This is a genomic window from Rhizobium sp. R634, from assembly GCF_002211305.1.
Taxonomy (GTDB): domain Bacteria; phylum Pseudomonadota; class Alphaproteobacteria; order Rhizobiales; family Rhizobiaceae; genus Rhizobium.
In genome coordinates this window covers 151,972-174,226 of sequence record NZ_LOKW01000026.1, presented here as the reverse complement: position 1 = coordinate 174,226, position 22,255 = coordinate 151,972, and the positions used below count along the sequence as shown (strand labels likewise).

Annotated in this window: 21 protein-coding genes and 1 tRNA gene; 10 read left to right on the top strand and 12 right to left on the bottom strand. The window is 61.9% G+C overall.

Annotation, left to right across the window (positions count from 1 at the left end; translation table 11 throughout):
* Nucleotides 1-31 precede the first annotated feature (31 nt).
* Together ATY77_RS26170 and ATY77_RS26165 are read left to right on the top strand one after the other, a co-directional pair.
* Nucleotides 32-1,987, top strand: a complete 1,956-nt coding sequence (locus tag ATY77_RS26170) for a DEAD/DEAH box helicase (protein WP_088689459.1) — start codon at nucleotides 32-34, stop codon at nucleotides 1,985-1,987.
* Between the two features lie 57 nt (nucleotides 1,988-2,044).
* Nucleotides 2,045-2,698 carry a 50S ribosomal protein L11 methyltransferase gene (locus ATY77_RS26165; RefSeq protein WP_088689665.1) on the top strand — a complete coding sequence of 218 codons (654 nt, stop codon included), beginning with the start codon at nucleotides 2,045-2,047 and terminating at the stop codon, nucleotides 2,696-2,698.
* Nucleotides 2,699-2,713: 15 nt separating this feature from the next.
* On the opposite strand, the gene glp is transcribed toward ATY77_RS26165, so the two are convergent.
* From glp to ATY77_RS26140, 5 genes are all read right to left on the bottom strand, one after another.
* A complete protein-coding gene (gene glp / locus ATY77_RS26160) occupies nucleotides 2,714-3,937 on the bottom strand; it encodes a gephyrin-like molybdotransferase Glp (RefSeq protein ID WP_088674339.1) in 1,224 nt (407 codons plus the stop codon).
* Entirely contained in the window at nucleotides 3,934-4,431 is a 498-nt protein-coding gene (moaC, locus tag ATY77_RS26155; RefSeq protein ID WP_088689458.1) for a cyclic pyranopterin monophosphate synthase MoaC, read from the bottom strand. Before moaC ends, glp begins: the two co-directional genes overlap by 4 nt.
* A 1-nt stretch (nucleotide 4,432) precedes the next feature.
* Entirely contained in the window at nucleotides 4,433-5,245 is an 813-nt protein-coding gene (gene trpC, locus ATY77_RS26150) for an indole-3-glycerol phosphate synthase TrpC (RefSeq protein ID WP_088689457.1), read from the bottom strand.
* 9 nt (nucleotides 5,246-5,254) lie between these two features.
* Nucleotides 5,255-6,271: an anthranilate phosphoribosyltransferase gene (trpD, locus tag ATY77_RS26145; RefSeq protein WP_088689456.1), complete on the bottom strand. Its 1,017-nt coding sequence runs from the start codon at nucleotides 6,269-6,271 to the stop codon at nucleotides 5,255-5,257.
* A gap of 124 nt (nucleotides 6,272-6,395) precedes the next feature.
* Nucleotides 6,396-8,288 carry a peptidylprolyl isomerase gene (locus tag ATY77_RS26140; RefSeq protein WP_088689455.1) on the bottom strand — a complete coding sequence of 631 codons (1,893 nt, stop codon included), beginning with the start codon at nucleotides 8,286-8,288 and terminating at the stop codon, nucleotides 6,396-6,398.
* A gap of 219 nt (nucleotides 8,289-8,507) precedes the next feature.
* On the opposite strand from ATY77_RS26140, the gene ATY77_RS26135 reads away from it, so the two are divergent.
* Nucleotides 8,508-8,789: a hypothetical protein gene (locus ATY77_RS26135; RefSeq protein ID WP_088674374.1), complete on the top strand. Its 282-nt coding sequence runs from the start codon at nucleotides 8,508-8,510 to the stop codon at nucleotides 8,787-8,789.
* 73 nt (nucleotides 8,790-8,862) lie between these two features.
* Here ATY77_RS26135 and ATY77_RS26130 read toward each other — a convergent pair whose 3' ends face one another.
* Nucleotides 8,863-9,117, bottom strand: a complete 255-nt coding sequence (locus ATY77_RS26130) for a GlsB/YeaQ/YmgE family stress response membrane protein (RefSeq protein WP_088674344.1) — start codon at nucleotides 9,115-9,117, stop codon at nucleotides 8,863-8,865.
* Between the two features lie 789 nt (nucleotides 9,118-9,906).
* Between ATY77_RS26130 and ATY77_RS26125 the strand changes: the two genes are divergently transcribed.
* From ATY77_RS26125 to ATY77_RS26115, 3 genes are all read left to right on the top strand, one after another.
* Nucleotides 9,907-10,062, top strand: a complete 156-nt coding sequence (locus ATY77_RS26125; protein WP_088674345.1) for an entericidin — start codon at nucleotides 9,907-9,909, stop codon at nucleotides 10,060-10,062.
* Between the two features lie 472 nt (nucleotides 10,063-10,534).
* A complete protein-coding gene (locus ATY77_RS26120) occupies nucleotides 10,535-11,407 on the top strand; it encodes a transglutaminase family protein (protein WP_088674346.1) in 873 nt (290 codons plus the stop codon).
* Between the two features lie 92 nt (nucleotides 11,408-11,499).
* Nucleotides 11,500-12,366, top strand: coding sequence for a transglutaminase family protein (locus ATY77_RS26115; protein ID WP_088689664.1), 867 nt, complete (start codon nucleotides 11,500-11,502; stop codon nucleotides 12,364-12,366).
* Here ATY77_RS26115 and ATY77_RS26110 read toward each other — a convergent pair.
* A complete protein-coding gene (locus ATY77_RS26110; protein ID WP_088674347.1) occupies nucleotides 12,323-12,547 on the bottom strand; it encodes an alkylphosphonate utilization protein in 225 nt (74 codons plus the stop codon). The two genes, ATY77_RS26115 and ATY77_RS26110, sit on opposite strands and share 44 nt — an antisense overlap.
* A gap of 87 nt (nucleotides 12,548-12,634) precedes the next feature.
* On the bottom strand, nucleotides 12,635-13,528 hold the full coding sequence (locus tag ATY77_RS26105) for a LysR family transcriptional regulator (RefSeq protein WP_088689454.1): 894 nt from the start codon (nucleotides 13,526-13,528) through the stop codon (nucleotides 12,635-12,637).
* 137 nt (nucleotides 13,529-13,665) lie between these two features.
* Here ATY77_RS26105 and ATY77_RS26100 point away from each other — a divergent pair, with 137 nt between their 5' ends.
* Nucleotides 13,666-15,090 carry an MFS transporter gene (locus ATY77_RS26100; RefSeq protein WP_088689453.1) on the top strand — a complete coding sequence of 475 codons (1,425 nt, stop codon included), beginning with the start codon at nucleotides 13,666-13,668 and terminating at the stop codon, nucleotides 15,088-15,090.
* 256 nt (nucleotides 15,091-15,346) lie between these two features.
* On the opposite strand, the gene ATY77_RS26095 is transcribed toward ATY77_RS26100, so the two are convergent.
* Nucleotides 15,347-16,336 carry a quinone oxidoreductase gene (locus ATY77_RS26095; protein WP_088689452.1) on the bottom strand — a complete coding sequence of 330 codons (990 nt, stop codon included), beginning with the start codon at nucleotides 16,334-16,336 and terminating at the stop codon, nucleotides 15,347-15,349.
* A 33-nt stretch (nucleotides 16,337-16,369) separates the two neighbouring features.
* Entirely contained in the window at nucleotides 16,370-17,095 is a 726-nt protein-coding gene (locus ATY77_RS26090) for a 3-keto-5-aminohexanoate cleavage protein (protein WP_088689451.1), read from the bottom strand.
* 206 nt (nucleotides 17,096-17,301) lie between these two features.
* Here ATY77_RS26090 and ATY77_RS26085 point away from each other — a divergent pair, with 206 nt between their 5' ends.
* The gene (locus ATY77_RS26085; RefSeq protein ID WP_088689450.1) at nucleotides 17,302-18,186 is read left to right on the top strand and encodes a LysR family transcriptional regulator; all 885 of its coding nucleotides are present in this window, start codon (nucleotides 17,302-17,304) and stop codon (nucleotides 18,184-18,186) included.
* Between the two features lie 30 nt (nucleotides 18,187-18,216).
* Here the strand turns inward: ATY77_RS26085 and ATY77_RS26080 are convergent.
* A tRNA-Ser gene (locus ATY77_RS26080) sits at nucleotides 18,217-18,306 on the bottom strand.
* Between the two features lie 182 nt (nucleotides 18,307-18,488).
* Nucleotides 18,489-19,310, bottom strand: coding sequence for an Ig-like domain-containing protein (locus ATY77_RS26075; RefSeq protein WP_088689449.1), 822 nt, complete (start codon nucleotides 19,308-19,310; stop codon nucleotides 18,489-18,491).
* Nucleotides 19,311-19,806: 496 nt separating this feature from the next.
* Here ATY77_RS26075 and ATY77_RS26070 point away from each other — a divergent pair, with 496 nt between their 5' ends.
* Nucleotides 19,807-20,913, top strand: coding sequence for a septal ring lytic transglycosylase RlpA family protein (locus ATY77_RS26070; RefSeq protein WP_088689448.1), 1,107 nt, complete (start codon nucleotides 19,807-19,809; stop codon nucleotides 20,911-20,913).
* Nucleotides 20,914-20,985: 72 nt separating this feature from the next.
* A complete protein-coding gene (locus ATY77_RS26065) occupies nucleotides 20,986-22,179 on the top strand; it encodes a D-alanyl-D-alanine carboxypeptidase family protein (protein WP_088689663.1) in 1,194 nt (397 codons plus the stop codon).
* Nucleotides 22,180-22,255 lie beyond the last annotated feature (76 nt).

The window sequence follows — 22,255 nt, the reverse complement described above, 5'->3', positions numbered from 1 at the left end:
TCGCGCCTGACAGTTCCGAAAGATCGAACCCATGACAGATTTCAACGGCGTCGTTCCGGCGATCGCCAAGGCGTTGCAGAAGCGCGGTTACGCCGAACTCACCCCGGTGCAGCAGGCGATGCTCGATCCTGACCTTGCCGCCTCCGACGCGCTGGTTTCGGCCCAGACCGGCTCCGGCAAGACCGTCGCCTTCGGACTGGCGCTGGCGCCGACGCTGCTTGAGGGCAGGGAGCGCTTCGGCAATGCCGGCGCGCCGCTCGCCCTCGTCATCGCGCCGACGCGCGAACTCGCGCTGCAGGTGAAGCGCGAGCTGGAATGGCTCTACGAGATGACTGGTGCGGTGATCGCCAGCTGTGTGGGCGGCATGGACATCCGCAGCGAGCGCCGCGCGCTCGAACGCGGCGCTCATATCGTCGTCGGCACGCCAGGCCGCCTTTGCGACCACATCCGCCGCAATGCGCTTGATATGACGGACCTCAAGGCTGCCGTGCTCGACGAGGCCGACGAAATGCTCGATCTCGGCTTCCGCGAGGACCTGGAATTCATTCTCGAAGCGGCCCCGGACGAGCGCCGCACGCTGATGTTTTCGGCGACCGTGCCGGCAGCGATCGCCAAGCTCGCCAAGAGCTATCAGCGCGATGCCGTGCGCATCAGCACTGCGGCCGAGGAAAAGCAGCATGTCGATATCGAATATCGCGCACTGGTGGTTGCTCCGAGCGACCGCGAGAACGCGATCATCAACGTGCTGCGCTATTACGAGGCGACCAACGCCATCGTCTTCTGTTCGACGCGCGCTGCCGTCAATCATCTGACCGCGCGCTTCAACAACCGCAATTTTTCCGTCGTGGCTCTCTCCGGCGAGCTGACGCAGAACGAACGCAGCCATGCGCTGCAGGCGATGCGCGACGGCCGCGCGCGTGTCTGCATCGCAACCGACGTCGCCGCCCGCGGCATCGACCTGCCGGGCCTCGATCTCGTCATCCATGCCGACCTGCCGACCAATCCGGAAACGCTGCTCCACCGTAGCGGCCGCACCGGCCGTGCGGGGCGCAAGGGCATCAGCGCCCTGATCGTGCCGCTGAACGCGCGGCGCAAGGCGGAGAGGCTGCTGGAGAATGCCGGCATTTCGGCTGGCTGGGCGCGGCCGCCGTCGGCCGAGGAGGTGAGCGAGCGCGACGACGAGCGGCTGCTCGCCGATCCGATCTTCCATGAAGCGCCGCAGGAGGAAGAGCAGGGACTGGTGCAACAGCTACTTTCGAGCCACGGCGCCGAAAAGCTCGCCGCCGCTTTCCTGCGTCTCTATCGCACCAATCATTCGGCGCCGGAAGACCTGATCGAGGTCACCGTGCAGGACGATCGCAGCCGCAAGCGCCGCGACAATGCTGCGCCCTACGAGCCAGCGCAGAAGGGACCGCGCGAAGATTTCGGCCCCAGCGTCTGGTTCTCCGTCTCGGTCGGGCGCAAGCAGAATGCCGAGCCGCGCTGGCTGATCCCGATGCTCTGCCGCAACGGCAATGTGACGAAGCGCGAGATCGGCGCGATCAAGATGCAGCCCGAGGAAACCTATGTGGAGATCGCCGCAGCGAATGCCGATAGCTTTCAAGAGGCGCTCGGCCCGAACAAGACGCTCGAACGCGGCATCCGCGTAACCCGGCTTCCCGGCACGCCGGATTTCAGCCGCGCGCCTGCGCCAAAGCCCTATTCCGGCAAACCGTCGCGTGACGAACGGCCAGGCGACTCCTTCCGCGATGAGCGGCCGAAGAAGAAGTTCGGCAAGGGTTCGGGCGGCGGTTATGCCGCAGCCGACGCTGGCGGCCAGGAGAGAAGGGACAGCAAGCCCTGGAGCAAGAAATCCGGCAAGCCCGGCTTCGATGGCCCGAAATCCGACAAGCCCAGATATGACAAGCCGAAATTCGAGGGCGGCAAATATGAGGGCAAAGGTGGCTCCGGGCCGAAAAACAAGTTTTCGAAGAAGAAGCCCGGCTGATTTCGTCGGCTGCAATGCCGAATCATTGGATTTCGTGACCGGCGGTATCAGATGATGATGAAACGCCCCGGCACGCCGCGTCCCGATCCGGCCACCTTCATCCAGGCCAATCTGCCGATCTCGCCGGTGCCCTCCATCCCCGAGATCCGGCTTCACACCGCGGGGCCTGCGAGCGGGCTTTGGCGGCTTGCCGGCCGCGGAGAAGCCGATCCGCCGCCTTACTGGGCCTATCCCTGGGCCGGCGGCGCCGTCCTTGCCCGCCATCTGCTCGACCGGCCGGAAACGGTCGCCGGCCGCCGCGTCCTCGATTTCGGCGCCGGCTCCGGACTCGTCGCCATCGCGGCGGCGAAGGCCGGGGCGCGCGCGGTCACTGCGGTCGATATCGATGTCAACGCGGTTGCTGCAATCGGCCTCAACGCGGCTCTGAACGATGTGCACATCGCTGCCGCCGCGACTGACATAATCGACGGACCGCCGCCGGAGGAGACTGATCTCCTTCTGGTCGGCGACCTGTTCTACGATCCCGCACTTGCCTTGCGGGCGATGGCTTTCGTCAGGCGTTGCCAGGCTGGCGGTATTGAGGTGCTAATCGGCGATCCCGAGCGCGCGCATCTTCCGCATCGGGAACTCAATCGAATCGCAAGCCATACAGTTGTGGATTTCGGCGCGGGACGTGGGCCAGTACAGGCGGGCGTCTACTCGCTCGTCTGATCCAGCAGAAGGCGTCTAAGCCAGCAGGTCCGGCCGCAACAGCATGACCGGGCAGGGCGCTCCGGCCGGCAGTTCCGGCGCGTGCGGCGGGCGGATGATGAGGCAGTCCGAACGGGCAAAGGTTTTCATCATCGAGGAATCCTGCTTGTCGAAGGGCTCGACCAGCCGGTTTCCGGCAGCGGATTTCGAAAGTTTCGCCCTGATATAGTCCTGCCGGTGGTCGTTGGCACGCAGCGTCACGGCCGCCTCCACCATTGTCTCTCGCTGCACTGGCGGCAAGCAAGCGAGCTTGCGGATCAGCGGCTCGAGGAAGAGCAAGGAGCAGACGAGGCTCGAGACCGGATTGCCGGGCAGGCCGAGCACATGCGTCTCGCCGAAACTGCCGACCATGAGCGGCTTGCCGGGGCGCATGGCGATGCGCCAGAAATCCAGCTGCATGCCGGCCTCGACCAGCGTCGCCTGCACCAGATCATGATCGCCGACCGAAGCGCCGCCGAGCGTGACGATGACATCGGCCTTGGCGCCCCGTGCTGTGCCGATCGCTGCCGTGATCTTAGCCTTATCATCAGGCACGATACCGAGATCGAGCACCTCCGCGCCGGCTCTGCGGGCGAGGGCTGCGATACCGAACGTGTTGGATGCAATGATCTGCGAGGGGCCGGGCGTGCTTCCGGGCGGCAGCAGTTCGTCGCCGGTTGCGAGAATGGCGATCAACGGGCGGCGCAGCACCTCGAGATCGGGCCGATTCATGCCGGCGGCAACCGTCAGCCGCGAGAAATCAAGCACGGTGCCGGCAGGGAGCACGGCTTCGCCTTCGACGAAATCCTGACCTCGGGGACGCACATGCTGGCCCTGGCGGACGGGGAAATTGGTTCGGATGCCGCCTTCGGTCTTTTCAGCATCCTCCTGCAACAGGACGCTATCGGCGCCTGCGGGAACAGGGGCGCCGGTGAAGATGCGGACGGCTTCTCCCTGGCCGACGCTTCCCTCAAAGCCGTGGCCGGCGGAGGAGGTGCCGATGACCTTCAGCACGGCGCCCGGCTCCGGCGCGTCTTCGCGGCGCAGCGCATAGCCGTCCATGGCGGACGCGTTGAAGGGCGGCTGGGTCAGACGGGCAGTGAGATCGACGGCAAGGACGCGGCCTTCAGCCCCGGTGAGTGGCAGCGTCTCGGATGCCGCGATCGGCTTTGCGCGGGAGAGCAAGCGGCTCAGCGCCTCAGCGACCGGGAGAAGGTTCATTTCGCCTCCGGATGGCGGAAATCGCCGGATTTGCCGCCGGACTTTTGGAGCAGCCTGATACCGCCGATCTCCATTGCCTTGTCGGCAGCCTTGGCCATGTCGTAGATCGTCAGGCAAGCGACCGAGACGGCGGTCAGCGCCTCCATCTCCACGCCGGTCTTGCCGGTCAGCTTGGCGGTCGCGGTAACGCGCAGACCGGGCAGGGCGGCGTCCTCCTCGATCTCGACCGCGACCTTCGTCAGCATCAGCGGATGGCAGAGCGGGATCAGATTGGCGGTCTGCTTGGCGGCCATGATGCCGGCAAGGCGCGCCGTCCCGATTACGTCGCCCTTCTTGGCATCGCCCTGGCGGATGAGCGCGAGTGTTTCCGGCGCCATCTTCACATAGCCTTCGGCCGTGGCGATGCGCACGGTCTCAGCCTTGTCGGAGACATCGACCATATGCGCCTCGCCGGAGGCGCCGATATGGGTCAGGCCGGGCTTTTCGCCGCTCATGTCACTCGGCCGCGATGGCGGCTTCGCCCAAGAGCAGCGCACGAGTGGCGGCCGCCACGTCGTCCTTGCGCATCAGGCTTTCGCCGACGAGGAAGGTATTGATGCCCGACGCCTGCAGGCGCTTGCAATCCGTATTGGTGAAGATGCCGCTTTCGCCGACGAGGAGCCGATCGTCAGGAACCATGGAGGCAAGCGTCTCGCTGACCGTCAGGCTGACCTCGAAGGTCCTGAGATTGCGGTTGTTGATGCCGATGAGCGGCGAGGAAAGTTTCAGCGCCCGCTCCATTTCCGGCGCGTCGTGAACCTCGACCAGCACGTCCATACCGAGCGAAAAAGCTTCGTCCTGCAGGCGCTCCGCATCGTCATCGCTCAGCGACGCCATGATGAGCAGAATGCAGTCGCCCCCCCAGGCGCGCGCCTCATGGACCTGATAGGTCTCGAACATGAAATCCTTGCGCAGCGCGGGCAGGGCGCAGGCGGCCCGAGCCGCCGTCAGGAATTCCGGGGCACCCTGAAAGCTCGGCGTATCGGTCAACACGGAAAGGCAGGCGGCGCCACCAGCTTCGTAGGCCTTTGCCAGCGCCGGCGGATCGAAATCGGGGCGAATGAGACCCTTCGAGGGGCTCGCCTTCTTGATCTCGGCGATCAGGCCGAAATTGCCGGCGTCGCGCTTGCCGGCAAGCGCCTTGTGGAAACCGCGCGGAGCGGACTGATCGGCCTGCATCGCTCTGAGGTCGGCAAGCGATACGGCAGCCTTCGCCGCGGCGATTTCCTCGCGCTTATAGAGTTCGATCTTCTTCAGGATATCGGTCATCGGCCAATCCTAGTCGATATCGTTCGAAACGGCGACGAGTTTGTCGAGCGCAAGCGCAGTGGCGCCGCTGTCAAGCGAATGGGCGGCAAGCGCCATACCGTCACGGATCGTCTCGGCCTTGCCGGCAATGACGAGCGAGGCCGCGGCATTGGCAAGCGAGACATCGCGATAGGCATTCCTGGCGCCGCCGAGAACCTCACGAAGCGCTGCGGCATTGGCGACGCCGTCGCCGCCCTTGATGTCGGCGAGGACGCAAGGGCTGACGCCGAAATCGGCAGGCGACAGCTCGAAGGTGCGAATCTTGCCGTCTTCGAGCGCCGTGACCTGCGTCGTTCCCGTCGTGGTGATCTCGTCGAGGCCATCGCCGTGCACCACCCAGACGCATTCGGAGCCGAGATCGCGCATGACTTCGGCGAGCGGCACCAGCCATTGCGGCGAGAAGACGCCGAGCAGCTGGCGGCGGACGCCGGCCGGGTTGGAGAGCGGCCCGAGCAGGTTGAAGATGGTACGAGTTGCGAGTTCGACCCGGGTGGGGCCGACATGGCGCATGGCGGAGTGATGGAGCTGGGCGAACATGAAGCCGACGCCGGCCTCGGCGATGCAGCGCGTGATAATCTCCGGACCGACATCGATATTGACCCCGAGCGCCGCGAGATTGTCCGCCGCGCCGGATTTCGAACTCAGCGCCCGGTTGCCGTGCTTTGCGACGGGCACACCGGCGCCGGCGACGATCAGCGCCGCCAGCGTCGAAATATTGTAGGTGCCGCTGGCATCGCCGCCGGTGCCGACGATGTCGATCGCATCGGCCGGCGCTTCGACGGTCAGCATTTTCGACCGCATGGTGGTGACGGCGCCGACGATCTCGTCAACGGTTTCGCCGCGTACGCGCAGCGCCATCAGGAAGCCGCCGATCTGCGAGGGTGTCGCCTGGCCCGACATCAGGATGTCAAAAGCGGCGCGGGCCTCGTCACGCGTCAGCGGCTCGCGGCTCGCGGCCTTGGCCAGGAACGGCTTCAGATCGGTCATGCGGTTTCAAGCCTCCCAGAGCATGATGCCGAAAAGTGTGAGCGGTTTTCGGCATCATGCTCTAACTCTTTAATTTAGAACAGGATTCAGATTTTGGGCCGACCTGGCCTAAAATCATCCTGTTCTAGCGGACGGTCGCCTGTTCTGCGAGCGTCTGGTTGATCTGCGCGCCATACTGCGTCTGCAGCAGGTTGACCATCTGATCGAGAATATCGTCGCCGGCGGCATTGGCCATGGCGGTGATCTGGGCGTCGCGGTTGTTCAGCACGTCGCCGGTCGGCTGGGAGTTGACCTCCGTCACCTTCATCAGAATCTGCGTGGAAGGATCGGCACCGACAGCACCGGCAACCGCATCGATGGGGCCAGAGAAGGCGGCATTGATGCCTGCGCGGCCGAGAACCGGATCGTCAGTGGAGCGGGTGAAACCGCTTTTGCTTTCGACGGCGATGCCGAGCGGGGCTGCGATATCGGCAAGAGCGGTGCCTTTGGCCGCCTCGGCCTTCAATTCGTCAGCCTTCTTGGCGAGTGCCGCCTTCTGCTGTTCCGCCGTCCAATCCTCGACGGCCTTTTCGCGCACTTCGGCGACAGGCCGCTCGCGGTCCGGCGTGATTTCGCGGACGTTGAACCAGACATAACCGTCATTGCCCATCGGGAGCGGCGGCGCATCGACGCCGACCTCGGTCTTGAAGGCTTCGCCGAGCAGTTGTTGCTTGATCGGGATATCCTTGACCTCGTTGCCGTCCTTGCCGGCGCCGGTCATATCGACGGCATCGACGGTCACCGCCTTGAGCTTCAGCTGACCGGCGATATCCTCGAGCGTCGAGCCGCCGGCACGCATATCCTCGATGCGGTCATGAACGTTGATCACTTCCTGAGAGGCATTGGCGAGCGCCAGCTGCTTGCGGATATCTTCCTTCACCTCGTCGAAGTTCTTGACGGTCTCAGGCTTGATATTGGTGATGCGCAGGATGACCGGGCCGAAAGAGCCGTCGACGACCGGCGTGGTGCCGCCATCCTTCGAAACCGCGAAGGCGGCATCGGCGACGGCCTGATCCGGGACCTTGTCCTTGGTGAATTCGCCGAGCAGCACGTCGCTCGCCGTCTTGCCCTGGTCCGAAACCAGCTGATCGAAGCTGGTGCCGCTCTTCAGCGCCGTTTCGGCGGCGGTGGCGAGATCCTTGCTCGCGAAGGTCAGCTGTTCGATCGTGCGGCTTTCCGGCGTGCGGTAGGCATCCTTGCCCTTGTCGAAGGCTTCGCGGATCTGATCGTCGGTGACGGTCGCGGCGTCGGCGATGTCGGCGGGCTGCAGCTTCAGATAGATGATCTTGCGGTATTCAGGTGCGCGGTAGCGCTGCTTGACGCCTTCGAACCAAGCCGCCAGCACGTCATCGGCCGGTGCCTTGATCGGCTCGATATTGGCGTTGGTGAGCAGCAGGTAATCGACGCTGCGGCTTTCATCGCCATAGAGCTTGAGAGCGTCGACCAGTGTCTTCGGCGCCGTGAAGCCATTGGAGACGGCATCGACGATCTGGCTGCGGACCGCGACCTTGCTGCGCTCCTTGATGTAATCCTCCTGGCGGATGCCGGCATTGCGCAGGCGCGAGATGAAGAGCTCGCGATCGAACTTGCCGTTGACGGCCTTGAAAGCGGGATCGTCGCCGATCAGCTGAGCGAGGCGATCCTCGGACAGACCGAGATTCATGTCTTCGGCGAGCTGATCGAGCGAGGCGCCGGCGACGAGCTGGGCTAGCACCTGCTGTTCGACGCCGAAGGCGCGGGCCTGCTCGGGGGTAAGGCGCATGCCGAATTGCTGGCTGAGGCTTTGCACCTGGCGCTGATAAGCGAGATGGAATTCATTGACGCCCACCTGCTGATCGCCGACGGTCACAACCGTGTTGCTGTTGCCGCCCGTCAGCAGCTCACGCGACACGCCCCAGATGCCGAAGGAGGCGACGAGCAGCAGCAGGAGCAGCTTGGCAACCCAGGTCTGAGCAGCTCTTCTCAGAAAATGGAACATGGAAACGCAAACCTCGCAGTATCATTGACCCGCACGCGGGCAGACATTCGTCGTTCCTTAAAACAAACCCGACAGGAAATGAAGGGTTTGTCGCGCGAAAAGCTGCGTGGGGCGGTGGCAGGCGCGAACGTCCCTAGCGGGGAACAAAAGATCGGCTGGAACGGAACCTTTCCGGCCGCCATTTCGTTGAAGCGGCATCCCATGAAACAGGAGCAGACCATGGCAGAATTGAAAACCGCTTCCGCCGAATCCACCGCTGCGCGCGTCAAGGCTGATATCGCAGCAGACGATCTGTCGGCGCAGGTCACGGCGCTGCGCGAAGACCTCTCCAGGCTGACGGAAAGCGTGCGGGCGCTGGGACAGGGGGCAAAGTCGGTGGTAACAGATGAGGCTTCGCTGATGACGGAACGGCTGCGCGATAAGGTACGCGAAGAACCGCTCATGGCGCTCGCGGTGACGGCAGGCGTCGCCTATCTTTTCGGCCTGCTGAGCCGCCGCTGAATTCGGAAATCGGACAAGGAAAAGCCGGACGCGATAAACGCCCGGCTTTCAGTCGTGACTATGACCAATTGGGTCAGCGGCGGATGACTCGCCCGAGCGCGATCAGGATGCACGCGCCGACGAAACCGGTGATCAGGTAACCCAGCCAGCCGGCGAGCGGCTGAATGTGCAACAGACCGAGAATCCAGTTGGCGACGATGGCGCCGACGATGCCGAGCAATATGTTCATGAGCAGGCCCATATTGCTGCTCATGACCTTTTCCGCCAGCCATCCGGCGATACCGCCGATGATGATGGCCGCGATCCAACCCACGCCTGCGTTTTCCATATAATTTCCTCCTGATGAAATGCCTCGTCACTATGCACGAAAAGAAAAAAAGTTCCACTCCTAGAGGAACTTAAGCATTTACGGCTGCAGGAGGGTGACGGGAGTTTCCAGCGCGTAAACGGCCAACTGAAAAAGAAGGCCAGTAACGGCGAGCAAGGCGAAGCCGACCGGCATGATGAGGCTTTTGCTAAACATCTTCTTCTCCCCCTTTTTATGAAGCATAAACCGACGCGGGGGGCACGCAAGGCTATTATTAATAGTTAGTTAAGCCTCATTTTTAAGTAAAATTCAAAATATCGAAATGGCATATGTCGTTATCTTGCGAAACAATGAACGAAGTACACGGACACCGGTCCAACTGTCTTCGCGCTGACTTGGAAATGTTTTTATGACCTATACTGGCGTAAACGTCGTCAACCAATACTAGCCATTCCGGATTATTGCGTCGCATATACCGAGGCGGCCGGTGGCCACAGTCTCTCTGAAACGTACATTTCGGGAGCCGCAGACTGTGCCAAAGCTGTTCAGCAGCGGACTGAGATCAGGGCAATTGCGCGGTCTTCACGTTCTGTGGATGAGCAGCATGAAGAACAGGAAGGATGCTGTTGCGACGGTTGCGGCGAAGGCGATTTGATAATCCATATCGTTGACCCCGGTGGATGGCTCTCATAAACGCCCGCGGCGTCGCCGGGTTCCATACCCGCGATCGTGCCATCCCATCGGCGGATTGATTTTACCGCAGAGTGTATCATTTTCTTCAGATCGCAATTCATTTGGGGAAGATACCTGATGCCACAAGCTGCCATCGCCATTGCCTGCATCTGCCTGCTTACGCTTTCCGGTTGCGGCAATACCGCATACGGACTGAAGAAGGACGGGCAACAAACGAGCCATGCATTGGACAATGCAACACATCGGGTACTTTCAGCCGGCGCCAAGAAGTGAAGCCGCGACGCAATGACCGTGTAAAAAAAGCCCGCCTGGGGTGAGGCGGGCTTGGACTAACGGAGAAAATGGACGGGTGAAACCGCCTTCTTGAAAAAGCACTTCCTTAAGTGGATGGCTTTTGCGTCATGCGAGCGACCGACGCTGTTAGAGCAGGCGGTCGCGAGGATAGAATCAGAAGTTGCCCCAGTTTTGAGCGCGGGCACGAGCGCGAATGATCCGGTATTCGCGACCGCCATAGAGCGAACCGATTGTCAGCAGCAGCGTAAGAACGTCCCAGATGATATGCATCATACCCTCCTAAGGTTGGACGGCTCTGCCGTCGATCGGTGGAGCTACAATAGCAATCTTTCGAATCTGCTTATATGACAAGAAATCGGGATAAGCGGAGAAGCGGGCAGGGCGCTTCCAAGGGAGAGGCGGCATGGCCGCTTTGGAGCAGCAACGTGAATAGATTGCGGGGCGGCGGCCCATGACAATTTTCACCGTCCGCCATATCACCTCCTATCGCTATGTCAGAGAGGTCTATTTCGGGCAGCACCGCCTGATGTTCCGGCCACGCGACAGTTTCGACCAGCGGCTCCTGGAGGCGTCTCTGGCGATCTATCCGGAGCAAGGCCGGGTGCGCTGGATCCACGACGTCTTCGGCAATTGCGTCGCACTCATCGATATTCCGACACCGTCCGACGAGCTTCGGTTCGAAACCTGGATCACGCTCGACCATACGCCTCAGGTCGCACTCGATCTCAGGGTCGACAACGCCGCCCTGACCTATCCCTTCCCCTACGACCAAGACGAGATCGCCGATCTCGCGCCCTCGGTGCAGCGCCATTATCCCGATCCGAACAACGAGGTCGGGCGCTGGGCAATGCGGTTCGTGCGCCAGGGGCGGCCGACGGAAACCGGGCATCTGCTGATGACGCTCTGTTACGCTATCCGGGAAAGCTTCGTCTATTCGCGGCGCCTGGAGCATGGGACGCAGCCGCCTCTCCAGACCTTGCAGCTTCGCTCCGGCACCTGCCGCGATTTCGCGCTTCTGATGATGGAAGCGGCACGCGCGCTCGGCCTCGCGGCGCGCTTCGTCACCGGCTATGTCTATGTTCCCGACCGGGACGGCTCCACCGTGCTCGGCGGCGGCTCCACGCATGCATGGTGCCAGATCTATCTGCCCGGCGCCGGTTGGGCGGAGTTCGATCCGACCAACGGAATCGTCGGCAATCGCGACCTCATTCGCGTCGCCGTCGCCCGCGATCCCCGCCAGGCCGTCCCGCTGAGCGGCAGCTACGATGGGGGCCAAGCGGATTTCGACAGCATGACGGTCCAGGTCAACGTCACGACCAGCTAACCGCGGAGACGCTCGCAGTCCGTGGAACCGCGCCGCGCCGATCAACGTTCGATAGGCAGCCGCATATGCGCAGACGCGACGAGGAAGCCGCCATGAGGATACGCGCCGGGTTTCATCTGGGGTACGAATGCGTACAGCCGACACCCATGCTGCTCGTCCTCAACATTCATCCCTCCCGGCGCGCCGATCTTTTGAGCGAGCAGGTGCTGACATTCGACCGGCCGATCGAGGTCTGGGAGTATATCGACGTGTTCGGCAATGCCTGCAGCCGGATCGTCGCGCCGCCGGGACTGACGACGATTTCCACCGCGTTCGAGATCTACGACACCGGGCAGCCCGACATCGTTCCTGAGAATGCCGTTCAGCACGCGATCAGGGACCTGCCCGACGAGGTGCTCGTCTTCCTGCTCGGCAGCCGCTACTGCGATACCGACAGGCTTTCGGATTTCGCCTGGGCAACCTTCTCGTCGACCCCGCTCGGATGGGCGCGGGTCCAGGCGATCTGCGATTTCGTCCATAACCACATTACCTTCGATTACCAGAAGGCCGACGTGCTGAGGACCGCGCATGGCGGCTTTACCGACAAGAACGGCGTCTGCCGCGATTTCGCTCATCTCGCGATCGCGCTCTGCCGGTGCCTAAATATCCCGGCCCGCTACTGCACAGGCTATCTCGGCGATATCGGTGTTCCGGTCGATCCCAATCCGATGGATTTCAGCGCCTGGTTCGAGGTCTTTCTCGGCGGTCATTGGCATACGGTCGATGCCCGCCACAACACGCCGCGTATCGGCAGAATATTGATGGCGACCGGCCGTGACGCCACTGACGTCGCAATGTCGACGGCCTTCGGCCCGGCGACGCTTTCCCGTTTCGAAGTCATCACGGAGGAGGTGCCGCAGGAGACCCCCGACGATCCTATGCCTTCTTCAGGAATTCCGTTTTCAACACCAGACCCTTGACCTGCTTGGTGTTGCACTCGATTTCGCCGGGATTGTCCGTCAGACGGATGCCCTTGACGAGCGTGCCGCGCTTCAGCGTTTCCGAGGTTCCCTTGACCTTGAGATCCTTGATCAGCGTGACGGAATCGCCGTCGTGAAGCTGGCTTCCGTTGCTGTCCTTTACGATTATGCCGTCGGTCATGATGTCCTCGCTGATGGATGCGAGAGGGGAGATCACGGCAGCACGGGATAGTCAACCGCCGACACAGGATCGCTCTCGGGCCTTCAATCAGGTCGCGGCACAGGCATCGCGAAGGCAGCCGCGCAGCCAGCGGTGGGCGGGATCGGCATCCATCCTGGGATGCCAGAGCAAGGAAACCGTGATGTCAGGCATCGATACGGGGAGCGGAAAACTGTGCATTCCCGCGCGCAAGACGCCGGTATGCCGTTCGGGAACACTGGCGATCAGATCGGAAGCCCGCGCGAGGGCGAGTGCTGTCGAAAAGCCGCCGACGATCGTCACGATCTGCCGTTCCAACCCGAGCAGATCAAGCGCCTCATCGATCGGCCCTTTCTCGAGGCCGCGCCTGGATACGCTGACATGCCGGCCGGCCGCATAACGGGAGAGCGTCATTTCGCCCTGGCAAAGCGGATGTCCCGCTCGCACGACACCGACGAAGCGATCCCGAAACAAGGCTTGCGCCCGCACTTCGGGTCCGGTCGCCTTGCCGACGACACCAGTTTCCAGATCGACGGTGCCGTCGCGCAAGGGGGCGCTGTCTCTATCCGGCTTCTGCACGAAGCATAGCCGCACGCCAGGCGCTTCTTCGCCGATCCGTGCGATGAGACCCGGCCCGAAGTTCTCGACGAAGCCTTCGCTGGTGCGCAGCGTGAATGTCCGGTCCAGCCGTTTCAGGTCGAGCGTCTCGACAGGGCGCAGCACGGCTTGCCCCTCCTCGACGATCCGGCCGACGCGCTCGCGCAGTTCGAGCGCCCGCGGGGTGGGGACGAGACCGCGTCCGGCACGGACCAGCAGCGGATCACCCGTGGTTTCGCGCAATCGCGCCAATGCCCGGCTCATCGCCGAGGGACTGAGCCGCAATCTGCGGGCCGCGCGGGCAACGCTGCCTTCGGCAAGCAGCACATCGAGAGTGACAAGCAGGTTGAGATCGGGTGTCGACATCGGTCGACGATAACACGGTTCGATCGTGACGTGGCGTCAAATGCATCAATGAAATGCAAATCGTGCGCCTTCCGCCATATCAAACAGGTCACTAGGCTTCGACGCTCCATTCCCGAAAACGCCAAAAGGAGGTCATGATGAAGCCGGTCACTGCGGAACGAGGCGAAGCAATTGCTGAGCGGGCGCCCTCGATCCGATGGACGCTCGCCAGCCTTTCGTTCTCCATGCTGCTGCCATCACTTGGCACCAGCATCGCCAATGTCGGCCTGCCGAGCCTGGCGCAGGCTTTCGATGCCGCCTTCCAAGATGTTCAGTGGATCGTGCTCGCCTATCTGCTTGCCATCACCACGCTGGTCGTCAGTGCCGGGCGGCTCGGCGACATCGTCGGGCGCAAACGGCTGCTGCTCATCGGCATCCTGCTGTTCACGATGGCGTCTATCCTGTGCGGCCTCGCGCCTACTCTGTGGGTGCTGATTGCAGCGCGTGCCCTGCAAGGCCTGGGCGCAGCCATGATGATGGCTCTCACCATGGCCTTCGTCGGCGAGACGGTGCCGAAAGCGAGGACCGGCAGCGCCATGGGGCTGCTTGGAACGATGTCGGCGGTCGGCACCGCTCTCGGTCCGTCGCTCGGCGGCGTTCTGATCGCCTCGTTCGGCTGGCAGATGATCTTCCTCGTCAACGTGCCGCTCGGCGTGGTCACCTTCGCTCTCGCTTTTCGCCATCTGCCCGTCGATACCAGCGGAAAGAAGACGGATCGGGCACGCTTCGACATTGCCGGCACGTTGCTGCTTGCGCTGACGCTTTCGGCTTATGCGCTTGCGATGACGATCGGGCGGGGCAGGTTTGGTCCGCTGAACGCAGCCCTGTTGCTGGCCGCCGCTTTCGGCATCGGTCTCTTCATCTTCGCCGAGGCGAGAACAGCATCGCCGCTGATCCGATTGGCGGCGTTCCGCAACTCGGCATTCAGCGCCAGCCTCGCCATGAACATTTTGGTCTCGACGGTTATGATGGCGACGCTGGTGGTCGCGCCCTTCTACCTTTCCCGTGCGCTCGGGCTCGACGAAGCCTTCGTCGGCATCGTCATGTCGAGCGGCCCCGTCATCTCCACTTTGAGCGGTTTGCCGGCCGGTCGTCTTGTCGACCGCCTGGATGCGCCCTTTGTGATTGTCGCAGGGCTCATTGCCATGGCGGCAGGCTCGATCGCCCTGGCCGTGCTTCCCGGTATTGCCGGCTACATCGCCGCCATCGCCATCCTGACGCCGGGCTATCAACTGTTCCAGGCGGCCAATAACACGGCCGTCACGGCGAATGTCCGGCCCGATCAGCGAGGCGTCATCTCGGGCATGCTCAACCTGTCGCGCAATCTCGGCTTGATCACCGGCGCATCCGTGATGGGCGCCGTGTTCGCTCTCGCATCGGCGACATCCGATATCGCCACGGCGCGCCCTGAAGCGGTCGCGTCAGGAATGCGGATAACCTTTGCCGTCGCCGCGGCGCTGATTGCCGTTGCACTCGTCGTCGTGGTCGTTCTCTACCGTCACCTCCCACGCTCGGAGCGGTGATAGCGTGGGTTAAATGCTCGAAACTGAGACCAAAGTCCGATCCATCCCGGACTTCGTGCCCATACCAAACCGTGGATCGCTGAAATAGATCTTCGCGGGGGCGTGCGGAGATTCGGAGTTTTCTAATGACAAAAGTCATCGTCCTTGGATTGATACTTACGCCTATTGTCTTTTGGGGCTCCGTCGGACTGCTGATATACTCGTTCTTCTTGTAAACATTCTTCATTTCCTGAAATATAAAGTGATCTTGAAGATGTCACGGAATGAGAATGATAGGACCTTGCGTTCGGCGCGCTTCCAAATCTTCGTGCACCTTGACCGCATCGCCGAGCCTGTATCTCGATATATTAGGGACCTTGACGATGCCGGCCTCGATGGCGCCTAAGAGATTGCTCGCCGCCGCCTCGTAGTCGCTGCGATCGGCCGTGTAATGGGCGATGGACGGACGCGTGACGAACAGCGATCCTTTTGCACCCAGCGAGGGAACGTTTAGAGGTGCGATCGGACCGGAGGCTTCCCCAAAGCTGACGAGAGTGCCGCGGGGACGCAGGCAATCCAGAGATTTGGCAAACGTGTCGGCGCCGACCGAATCGTAGACGACACGCACGCCCTTGCCACCGGTGATCTCGGCCACGCGGCCCTGGAAATCCTCCTTGGTGTAAACGATCGCGTGATCGCACCCGTTGGCGCGCGCGATCCCAGCCTTTTCCTCCGAACCGACAGTGCCGATCACCGTCGCCCCGAGATGTTTCAGCCACTGGCACGCGATCGATCCGACCCCACCTGCGGCGGCATGGAAGAGAACGACGTCACCTTTCGCCACGGGCACGCAGCGATGGATCAGGTATTCGACGGTCAACCCCTTGAAAACCAGAGCAGCGACGGTTTCGCTGTCCAGCCCCTCCGGCACGGGCAAAGCACGCGCGGCAGGCAGGTTTCGATGCGTGGAATAGGCGTTCGGGGGACCGCCGACATAGGCCACGCGGTCACCAACATTGAAGGTTTTAACGCCGTCGCCAAGCGCCGTGACGATGCCGACACCTTCCACGCCGAGCCCGCTCGGCAAGGGAAGCTGCGCCGCGAAGACGCCTTTGCGGTGATAGATGTCGATGTAATTCACGCCGATCGCCAGATGCCGGATCTGGATTTCGCCGGCAGCGGGCAGGGCCAGCTCGAGACTTTCCTGGCGCAGGACGTCAGGCGTGCCGAATTCAGAAAATCGGAAAACATCTGTTCTCGTTGTCATGTTTGCCTCGCGAGAGAAATATTAAACGGCGGATCAATTCGACCGGCCACGGAAGATATCGACGGCGGCGGCGACCAGCGCGGCATTGCCGCACGCGGTCGTTCCATCCGGAAGATGCTTTCCATCTTCCAGGCCGACGCGGGTGGAAAAGCGCCGCTGACGCGCCAATTCGACGAACGGCCAGACCGTTGCATCGAAACCGTGCAGAAGAATGGGTCGTGTCACGCCGCCACGTTCGAGCACCTCGAGAATGCCGTCCTGAACAGCGCGGGCACGTTGCCAATCCTGTTCGTGATCGAGCTCGATCAGCACGCGAAAGACCCGCTGGTGGTCTTCGAGGCTGATATAACGTTCTGCATCGGCGACTGATGCCAGCCCGACTTCGATCCCGACGCCCCTGTCGCGAAGCAGTTGCATGATAGCGGGCGCATCGTCTTCGGAGAGGTTCACCGACGCGTAATCCGGCAATACCCGCCACTGGCGGATGGCTTCGCGCGTCCGTTCCCGATCGCCCTCGATCCAGGCGCCCGTGGAAACTCCGACCAGCGTCCCCGGACAGACCCGCCGGATCGCGCAGACGGTTTCGTCGACAGCGGCGAGGCTTTCCCGGCCTTCGGCTCCACGCGGATGAAGGTGAAGTTCGGCAGCGCCGGCAGCGACCGAAGCCGCAGCGTCGCGCGCCATGGCTCCCGCCGTCAGGGGAATATGCGGATGGAAATCGCTCGGCCTTGCGCCGTTGATGCAAGCTTGAACGATCATGAGAATTGCCTCGCGCTTTGTTGCGGAAGCACGACGCTCTCGGATTCGTGCCGAAAACGTCGGCATAGCAAATTTGGAAAACTGAAGGACCGGAGTGTGCCGCTTCTGCGACCGTCCTGTTGCCGTTTCTGGTCCGATGATATCAAATTGGCTGCAATAGACCACTGCCGTTTTGGGCAAGCGCCGTTCCAAAATTGGAAAGCCTCATGGACTGGAATGACCTGAAGTTCTTTCTTGCCGTCGCAAACTCCAGGTCGCTCAGCGCGGCAGCGCGCCGGCTGGGCGTTAGCACATCCACCGTGTCGCGCCGAATAACGGCGCTCGAGCAAGCACTGGGATCGACGCTGTTTCGCCATCACTTCGACGGATACGAAATGACCGAAGCAGGCATCGGTCTTCTGGCGCCGGCCGAAACGGCCGAAGCGTCTTTGAAGGCTTTCGAAAGGTCGGCCAGAGACAGTAGCGAAAGCGTGTCGGGCATGGTCCGCATCGACGCGCCCGAACTGCTGGGCCAGCAGATCCTCATCCCCAATCTCGGGGGCCTCATGCAGGATTATCCCGGCATTCAGCTCGACATCAGGTCCAGCGTCCGGCCGGCGCCGCTCGCGACCCAGCAATCCGATATCGCCCTTCGGATCGTGCCGCCGGAGCGAGGCAGCTACCGGATGCGCACGGTGGGCAAGGTCACATTCGGCTTCTACATCAATCGCAGCTATCTGGAGTTATATGGCAAGCCGTCGAACGAGCGCGACCTCCACTCCCACCGGGTGATCGGATGGAGCGAAGACCTGCGTTACCTCTCGATGTCGATCTGGCTGGAAGAGATTTTCGCCGATTGCCAGCCGGCGATGCGCCTCAGTTCGTTCACCGCGCAGCTGACGGCGGTCGAAAACGGCCTCGGTATCGGGGTCCTGCCTTGTTTCGCCGCTTGCCGAACCGATCTCGTGCCCGTGCTGGAAGATGTGCCCAAGCTAACGCTCGATCTGTGGCTTCTCGTGCAGGACCAAGCGGCCCGGACGCCGAGATTCCAGATCGTGAAGGAGCAATTGATAAAGATACTGACGGAGAACGCAGTCCGGCTGGAGGGCTGAAACGGCGCGATCGAAGAAATACGGCCAAAATGGCGGAAGAGGTGGGATTCGAACCCACGGTACGGTTTCCCGCACGCCGGTTTTCAAGACCGGTTCCTTAAACCACTCGGACACTCTTCCAGGCAAATTGAGAAGCCCATGGAAATGCCGTTTCGGCATTTCCTTTAGATCGGCGCTTACGCCGACGTGCGACCCATTCACTCACAGGCCGGCTTTGTAGCAGCTTTGACCGCAGCGTCAACTTGTTCTGCAGCACTTGCCGGAGGAGGGAAGCGGCTTTGCGGGCCGCTTGCCTGATGTCGTCAGACGAGGACCGTGAAGTTGTCGAAGGCGAGCTGCGGGAAGCCTGTGGGCTCCACGTCCGGGTCGATATCGAAGCGGACGAAGTCGACCGCGCCCAGCTCTGCCAGTGAAATATGCTGGCCGTCGGCAATGGTATCGCCATAGACCTTGACGGTCATCTCGCTCACCTTATTGCCACCGATGTAGCCTTCGAAGGTGACGAGGGCATCGCCCCCTTCGTAGCCGGGGTCGAAAACGGTCGCGACGTCGACGCCCTCTACCGTGAAGAGCTTACCGTCAACACGGTCGAAAAAGGGATTGTAGGGATTGGTGACGACGTATTCGTTACCGCTGGCTTCAGCGACCGCCCAAAGATTGCCGTCGACCTTGTCGCCGAACTTGAAGCCCGCATAACCCGAAGCGATATCAGGCTGCCCGGGATATTCCGTCGGGGCATTTTCGAAATCGATCGAATAGAGCCCTTGCGGCGGCGCGTTGACGGCGATGTGAAAATTGGCGACGTCAGTGCCGCCTTTTCCATCGGAGACCTTGAAGGAGAATTTTTCGGAGAAGGCTTGACCGGGCTCAAGGCTTTCCGGGTCAGTGACCGTGTAACTATAGCTGCCATTGCTCCAGATGGTCAGCGTGCCGTGCTCACCTTCGATGGTCAGATATCCGGGTTCACCTGCCTTGTTGGGAATTCGGACACCATTGACAAACTGAACCTGAAGCAGATCGCCATCCTGGTCCGTCGCGCCGTCGAGAAGGCTTCCTTCGATGGCTTCCGTTGGTGAATAGTCGTGGATCGACACGCTAGGCACTGCTGGTTTGTGATTTGCCATGGCTCGTCCCCCTAAAGATGAGCGTGGAAAGGACGCCGGGCTTCACCCGAACGCCGCAACTAAACTTTCTACTCCACTTTGAGTCAAGCAACAAACTACACGGTGCAGGGGTAGCGCAGTCGATACGGTGCTGACCGGCGATAACTTCAGAGCGATCTTTTTGAAATAAAACTACCAGTGGGTGAAATCCGCAACCTCGGCCGGCGCCACCGATCGAAAGCTTTTTGAACGCGCAAATCCCTTCGGCCATCTACTATGTGTCACGTATCGGCACGGCGATTCCGGGGTCTCATTGCGGCGGCGGAGGGCAGGGTGCAGGCCTCAATGTTAGTAGTTTATAAACCATAATTATCGGAATTGGGGCTATCGCTGCGAAATCGTTCGTAAATTTGCCATGAAGCTCACAAGATTAAAGTCTCGTTAGGCGGGCGGGGATAAGGCGCTATTGACCCATTATCGGGCAGAGTTCCTTAACCATATGAGCGGCGTGGGACATATGAGACTGGATTACGGGGCGGCGTCATTCGCAACGGCAGCGCGATGGCTGGCGATATCGGCGATGTGTGCGACGGTTGCGGCGTGCGGCACGACGCAGGCGGTGCCGAAAAAGAAAGCCCACGGCAAAGAGTATTTTTCCGAATCCGAATATGGCGTGAAGGCGAGCCCGCGGGTCGCCACCGGCAACAACATCCCGAAGGGCGGCGGCCGCTACATCGTCGGCAATCCCTACGAGGTGAAGGGCAAGTGGTATTATCCGAAGGAAGACTTCGCCTATAACAAGGTCGGCGTCGCCTCCTGGTATGGCTCCGCCTTTCATGGGCGCCTGACGGCAAACGGCGAAGTCTACGACCAGATGCATCTTTCGGCCGCCCACCCGACCTTCCCGCTGCCGAGCTACGCCCGCGTCACCAATCTCGAAAACGGCTCCTCCGTCGTCGTGCGCGTCAATGACCGCGGTCCTTACCACGAAGGCCGTATCATCGATCTTTCCAACAAGACGGCCAACATGCTGGATCTGCAGCACAGTGGCACCGGCAAGGTGCGCGTTCAATATGTCGGCCGCGCCCGCATGGACGGCCATGACATGCCCTATCTGATGGCATCTTATGTGCCGAAGGGCAGCCGCATTCCGGCAATCAATCCTGAGGGACAGATCGCAACCGGCGTGATGGTCGCCTCCAACAGCCGCAAGATCACGCGCGACCAGCTGCAGAGTTCGGAGAGCTATGAGACGCCGGCCAACGTGCCGGTGCCGATGTCGGCGACCTCCTATGCCGGTTCGACGCCAAGCGCGCGCTACAATGCGGCGCCGGCGCTCGCTGCTCCGGCCAATGTTCTGGTCGCACCGTCTGCCCAGTCGGCAGGGAATGGTGCTCCGACCTTCGAGCAGATGGTCGTGCTGCCGGAGATCGGACCCATGCCTTATGAGCGCCCCTATGGCGGGCGTCAGGGTTCGCTGGCACTCGGCTACCAGAACGAGGACGTGAAGACAGTGACGGTCGATCTCGCCTTCGACGCAGTGATGGTGCGCAATGACGGGCTGACGCAGCAGTCGATCCTGGCCTCTGCCAAGCGGCAGCAGGCAAAATCCGCGGCACGCTAAGCATGGTAATTGCATCGGATTCCCTCTCGCTCTAACCTCCTGAAATCCGCCGCTCGATCGATGGAAATCGCGATGCTGAAGCCCTTGCTTCGCCTTTTTGCATGCCTGATACCCCTGGCCACCGGCGCGCTCGCTGCCGATGGCGGCGCTGGCGGATTTGCCACGAAGGCCGCGCAGGCCTACATGATCGAGGCCTCCACCGGCACGGTGCTTCTCGCCAAGAACGAGGACCAGGGCTTTTCGCCGGCCTCGCTCGCCAAGCTGATGACGGTGGATATCGCCTTCGAGGCGGTGACGAAGGGTCAGATCACGCTCGACACAGAATATCCGGTTTCGGAATATGCCTGGCGAACGGGCGGCGCACCCTCGCGGACGGCCACGATGTTTGCCGCGCTCAAATCGCGCGTGCCAGTCGACGACTTGCTCAAGGGCATTACCATCCAGGGCGCCAATGACGGCTGCATCGTGCTGGCCGAAGGCATGGCGGGAAGCGAACAGCAATTTGCCGAATCGATGACCCGCCGCGCCCGCGAACTCGGCATGGAGAAGGCAGTATTCGGCAACTCCACCGGCCTTCCCGATGGCAAGAGCAAGGTGACCACGCGCGAAATGGTGACGCTTGCTGCCGCCCTGCAGCAATCCTATCCGAACCTCTATCCCTATTTCGCGCAGCCGGAATTCGAGTGGAACAAGATCCTCCAGCGCAACCGGAATCCGCTGCTCGGGCTCGATCTCGGCGCCGATGGACTGGCGACCGGCTTTGCCGAGGGCGAGGGCTATTCGATCGTCGCCTCGGTCGAGCGCGACGGCCGGCGGCTGTTTCTGGCCCTTGCCGGCATCCCTTCCGACAAGGAACGGACCGAGGAGGCCAAGCGCGTGCTCGAATGGGGGCTGACGGCCTTCGAGAACCGCCAGGTCTTTGCCGACAAGGAAGTGATCGGCTCGGCCAGCGTCTATGGCGGCACGGCGCGCACCGTCGATCTCGTCGCCAAGGCGCCGGTCAGCGTCTATATCCCGGTCAGCAATCCGGACCGGCTGTCGGCACGCATCGTCTACCGCTGGCCGCTGATGGCGCCGGTCAAGCCGGACTATCAGGCAGGCACGCTCAGGATTTTCGCGGGCAGCCGGCTGCTCCGCGAAGTGCCGCTCTATACCGTGCAGGCAGTGGAGGAGGGCTCGCTCAGCAGCCGGGCCGTCGATGCCATGCTGGAACTCGGCGAATCGCTGTTCTTCTCCTGGCTCTGGGATAAGTCCGCGCCGGGCTGAACGCCTTCTTCCGATGCGATTTACCGGGAAAGGTGAATATGTCGCCGCGCCGAAAGGTTTTCCTCCCTGGCATCTT

Coding starts and splice junctions, on each gene's coding strand:
- ATY77_RS26105 (WP_088689454.1), bottom strand. CDS start 13,528: ATGTCGACACCCGATCTCAACCTGCTTGTCACTCTCGATGTGCTGCTT.
- ATY77_RS26070 (WP_088689448.1), top strand. CDS start 19,807: ATGAGACTGGATTACGGGGCGGCGTCATTCGCAACGGCAGCGCGATGG.
- ATY77_RS26140 (WP_088689455.1), bottom strand. CDS start 8,288: ATGTTCCATTTTCTGAGAAGAGCTGCTCAGACCTGGGTTGCCAAGCTG.
- moaC (WP_088689458.1), bottom strand. CDS start 4,431: ATGAGCGGCGAAAAGCCCGGCCTGACCCATATCGGCGCCTCCGGCGAG.
- glp (WP_088674339.1), bottom strand. CDS start 3,937: ATGAACCTTCTCCCGGTCGCTGAGGCGCTGAGCCGCTTGCTCTCCCGC.
- ATY77_RS26135 (WP_088674374.1), top strand. CDS start 8,508: ATGGCAGAATTGAAAACCGCTTCCGCCGAATCCACCGCTGCGCGCGTC.
- ATY77_RS26095 (WP_088689452.1), bottom strand. CDS start 16,336: ATGACAACGAGAACAGATGTTTTCCGATTTTCTGAATTCGGCACGCCT.
- ATY77_RS26110 (WP_088674347.1), bottom strand. CDS start 12,547: ATGACCGACGGCATAATCGTAAAGGACAGCAACGGAAGCCAGCTTCAC.
- ATY77_RS26170 (WP_088689459.1), top strand. CDS start 32: ATGACAGATTTCAACGGCGTCGTTCCGGCGATCGCCAAGGCGTTGCAG.
- ATY77_RS26065 (WP_088689663.1), top strand. CDS start 20,986: ATGCTGAAGCCCTTGCTTCGCCTTTTTGCATGCCTGATACCCCTGGCC.
- ATY77_RS26120 (WP_088674346.1), top strand. CDS start 10,535: ATGACAATTTTCACCGTCCGCCATATCACCTCCTATCGCTATGTCAGA.
- trpC (WP_088689457.1), bottom strand. CDS start 5,245: ATGACCGATATCCTGAAGAAGATCGAACTCTATAAGCGCGAGGAAATC.
- ATY77_RS26100 (WP_088689453.1), top strand. CDS start 13,666: ATGAAGCCGGTCACTGCGGAACGAGGCGAAGCAATTGCTGAGCGGGCG.
- ATY77_RS26090 (WP_088689451.1), bottom strand. CDS start 17,095: ATGATCGTTCAAGCTTGCATCAACGGCGCAAGGCCGAGCGATTTCCAT.
- ATY77_RS26115 (WP_088689664.1), top strand. CDS start 11,500: ATGAGGATACGCGCCGGGTTTCATCTGGGGTACGAATGCGTACAGCCG.
- ATY77_RS26075 (WP_088689449.1), bottom strand. CDS start 19,310: ATGGCAAATCACAAACCAGCAGTGCCTAGCGTGTCGATCCACGACTAT.
- trpD (WP_088689456.1), bottom strand. CDS start 6,271: ATGACCGATCTGAAGCCGTTCCTGGCCAAGGCCGCGAGCCGCGAGCCG.
- ATY77_RS26125 (WP_088674345.1), top strand. CDS start 9,907: ATGCCACAAGCTGCCATCGCCATTGCCTGCATCTGCCTGCTTACGCTT.
- ATY77_RS26085 (WP_088689450.1), top strand. CDS start 17,302: ATGGACTGGAATGACCTGAAGTTCTTTCTTGCCGTCGCAAACTCCAGG.
- ATY77_RS26130 (WP_088674344.1), bottom strand. CDS start 9,117: ATGGAAAACGCAGGCGTGGGTTGGATCGCGGCCATCATCATCGGCGGT.
- ATY77_RS26165 (WP_088689665.1), top strand. CDS start 2,045: ATGAAACGCCCCGGCACGCCGCGTCCCGATCCGGCCACCTTCATCCAG.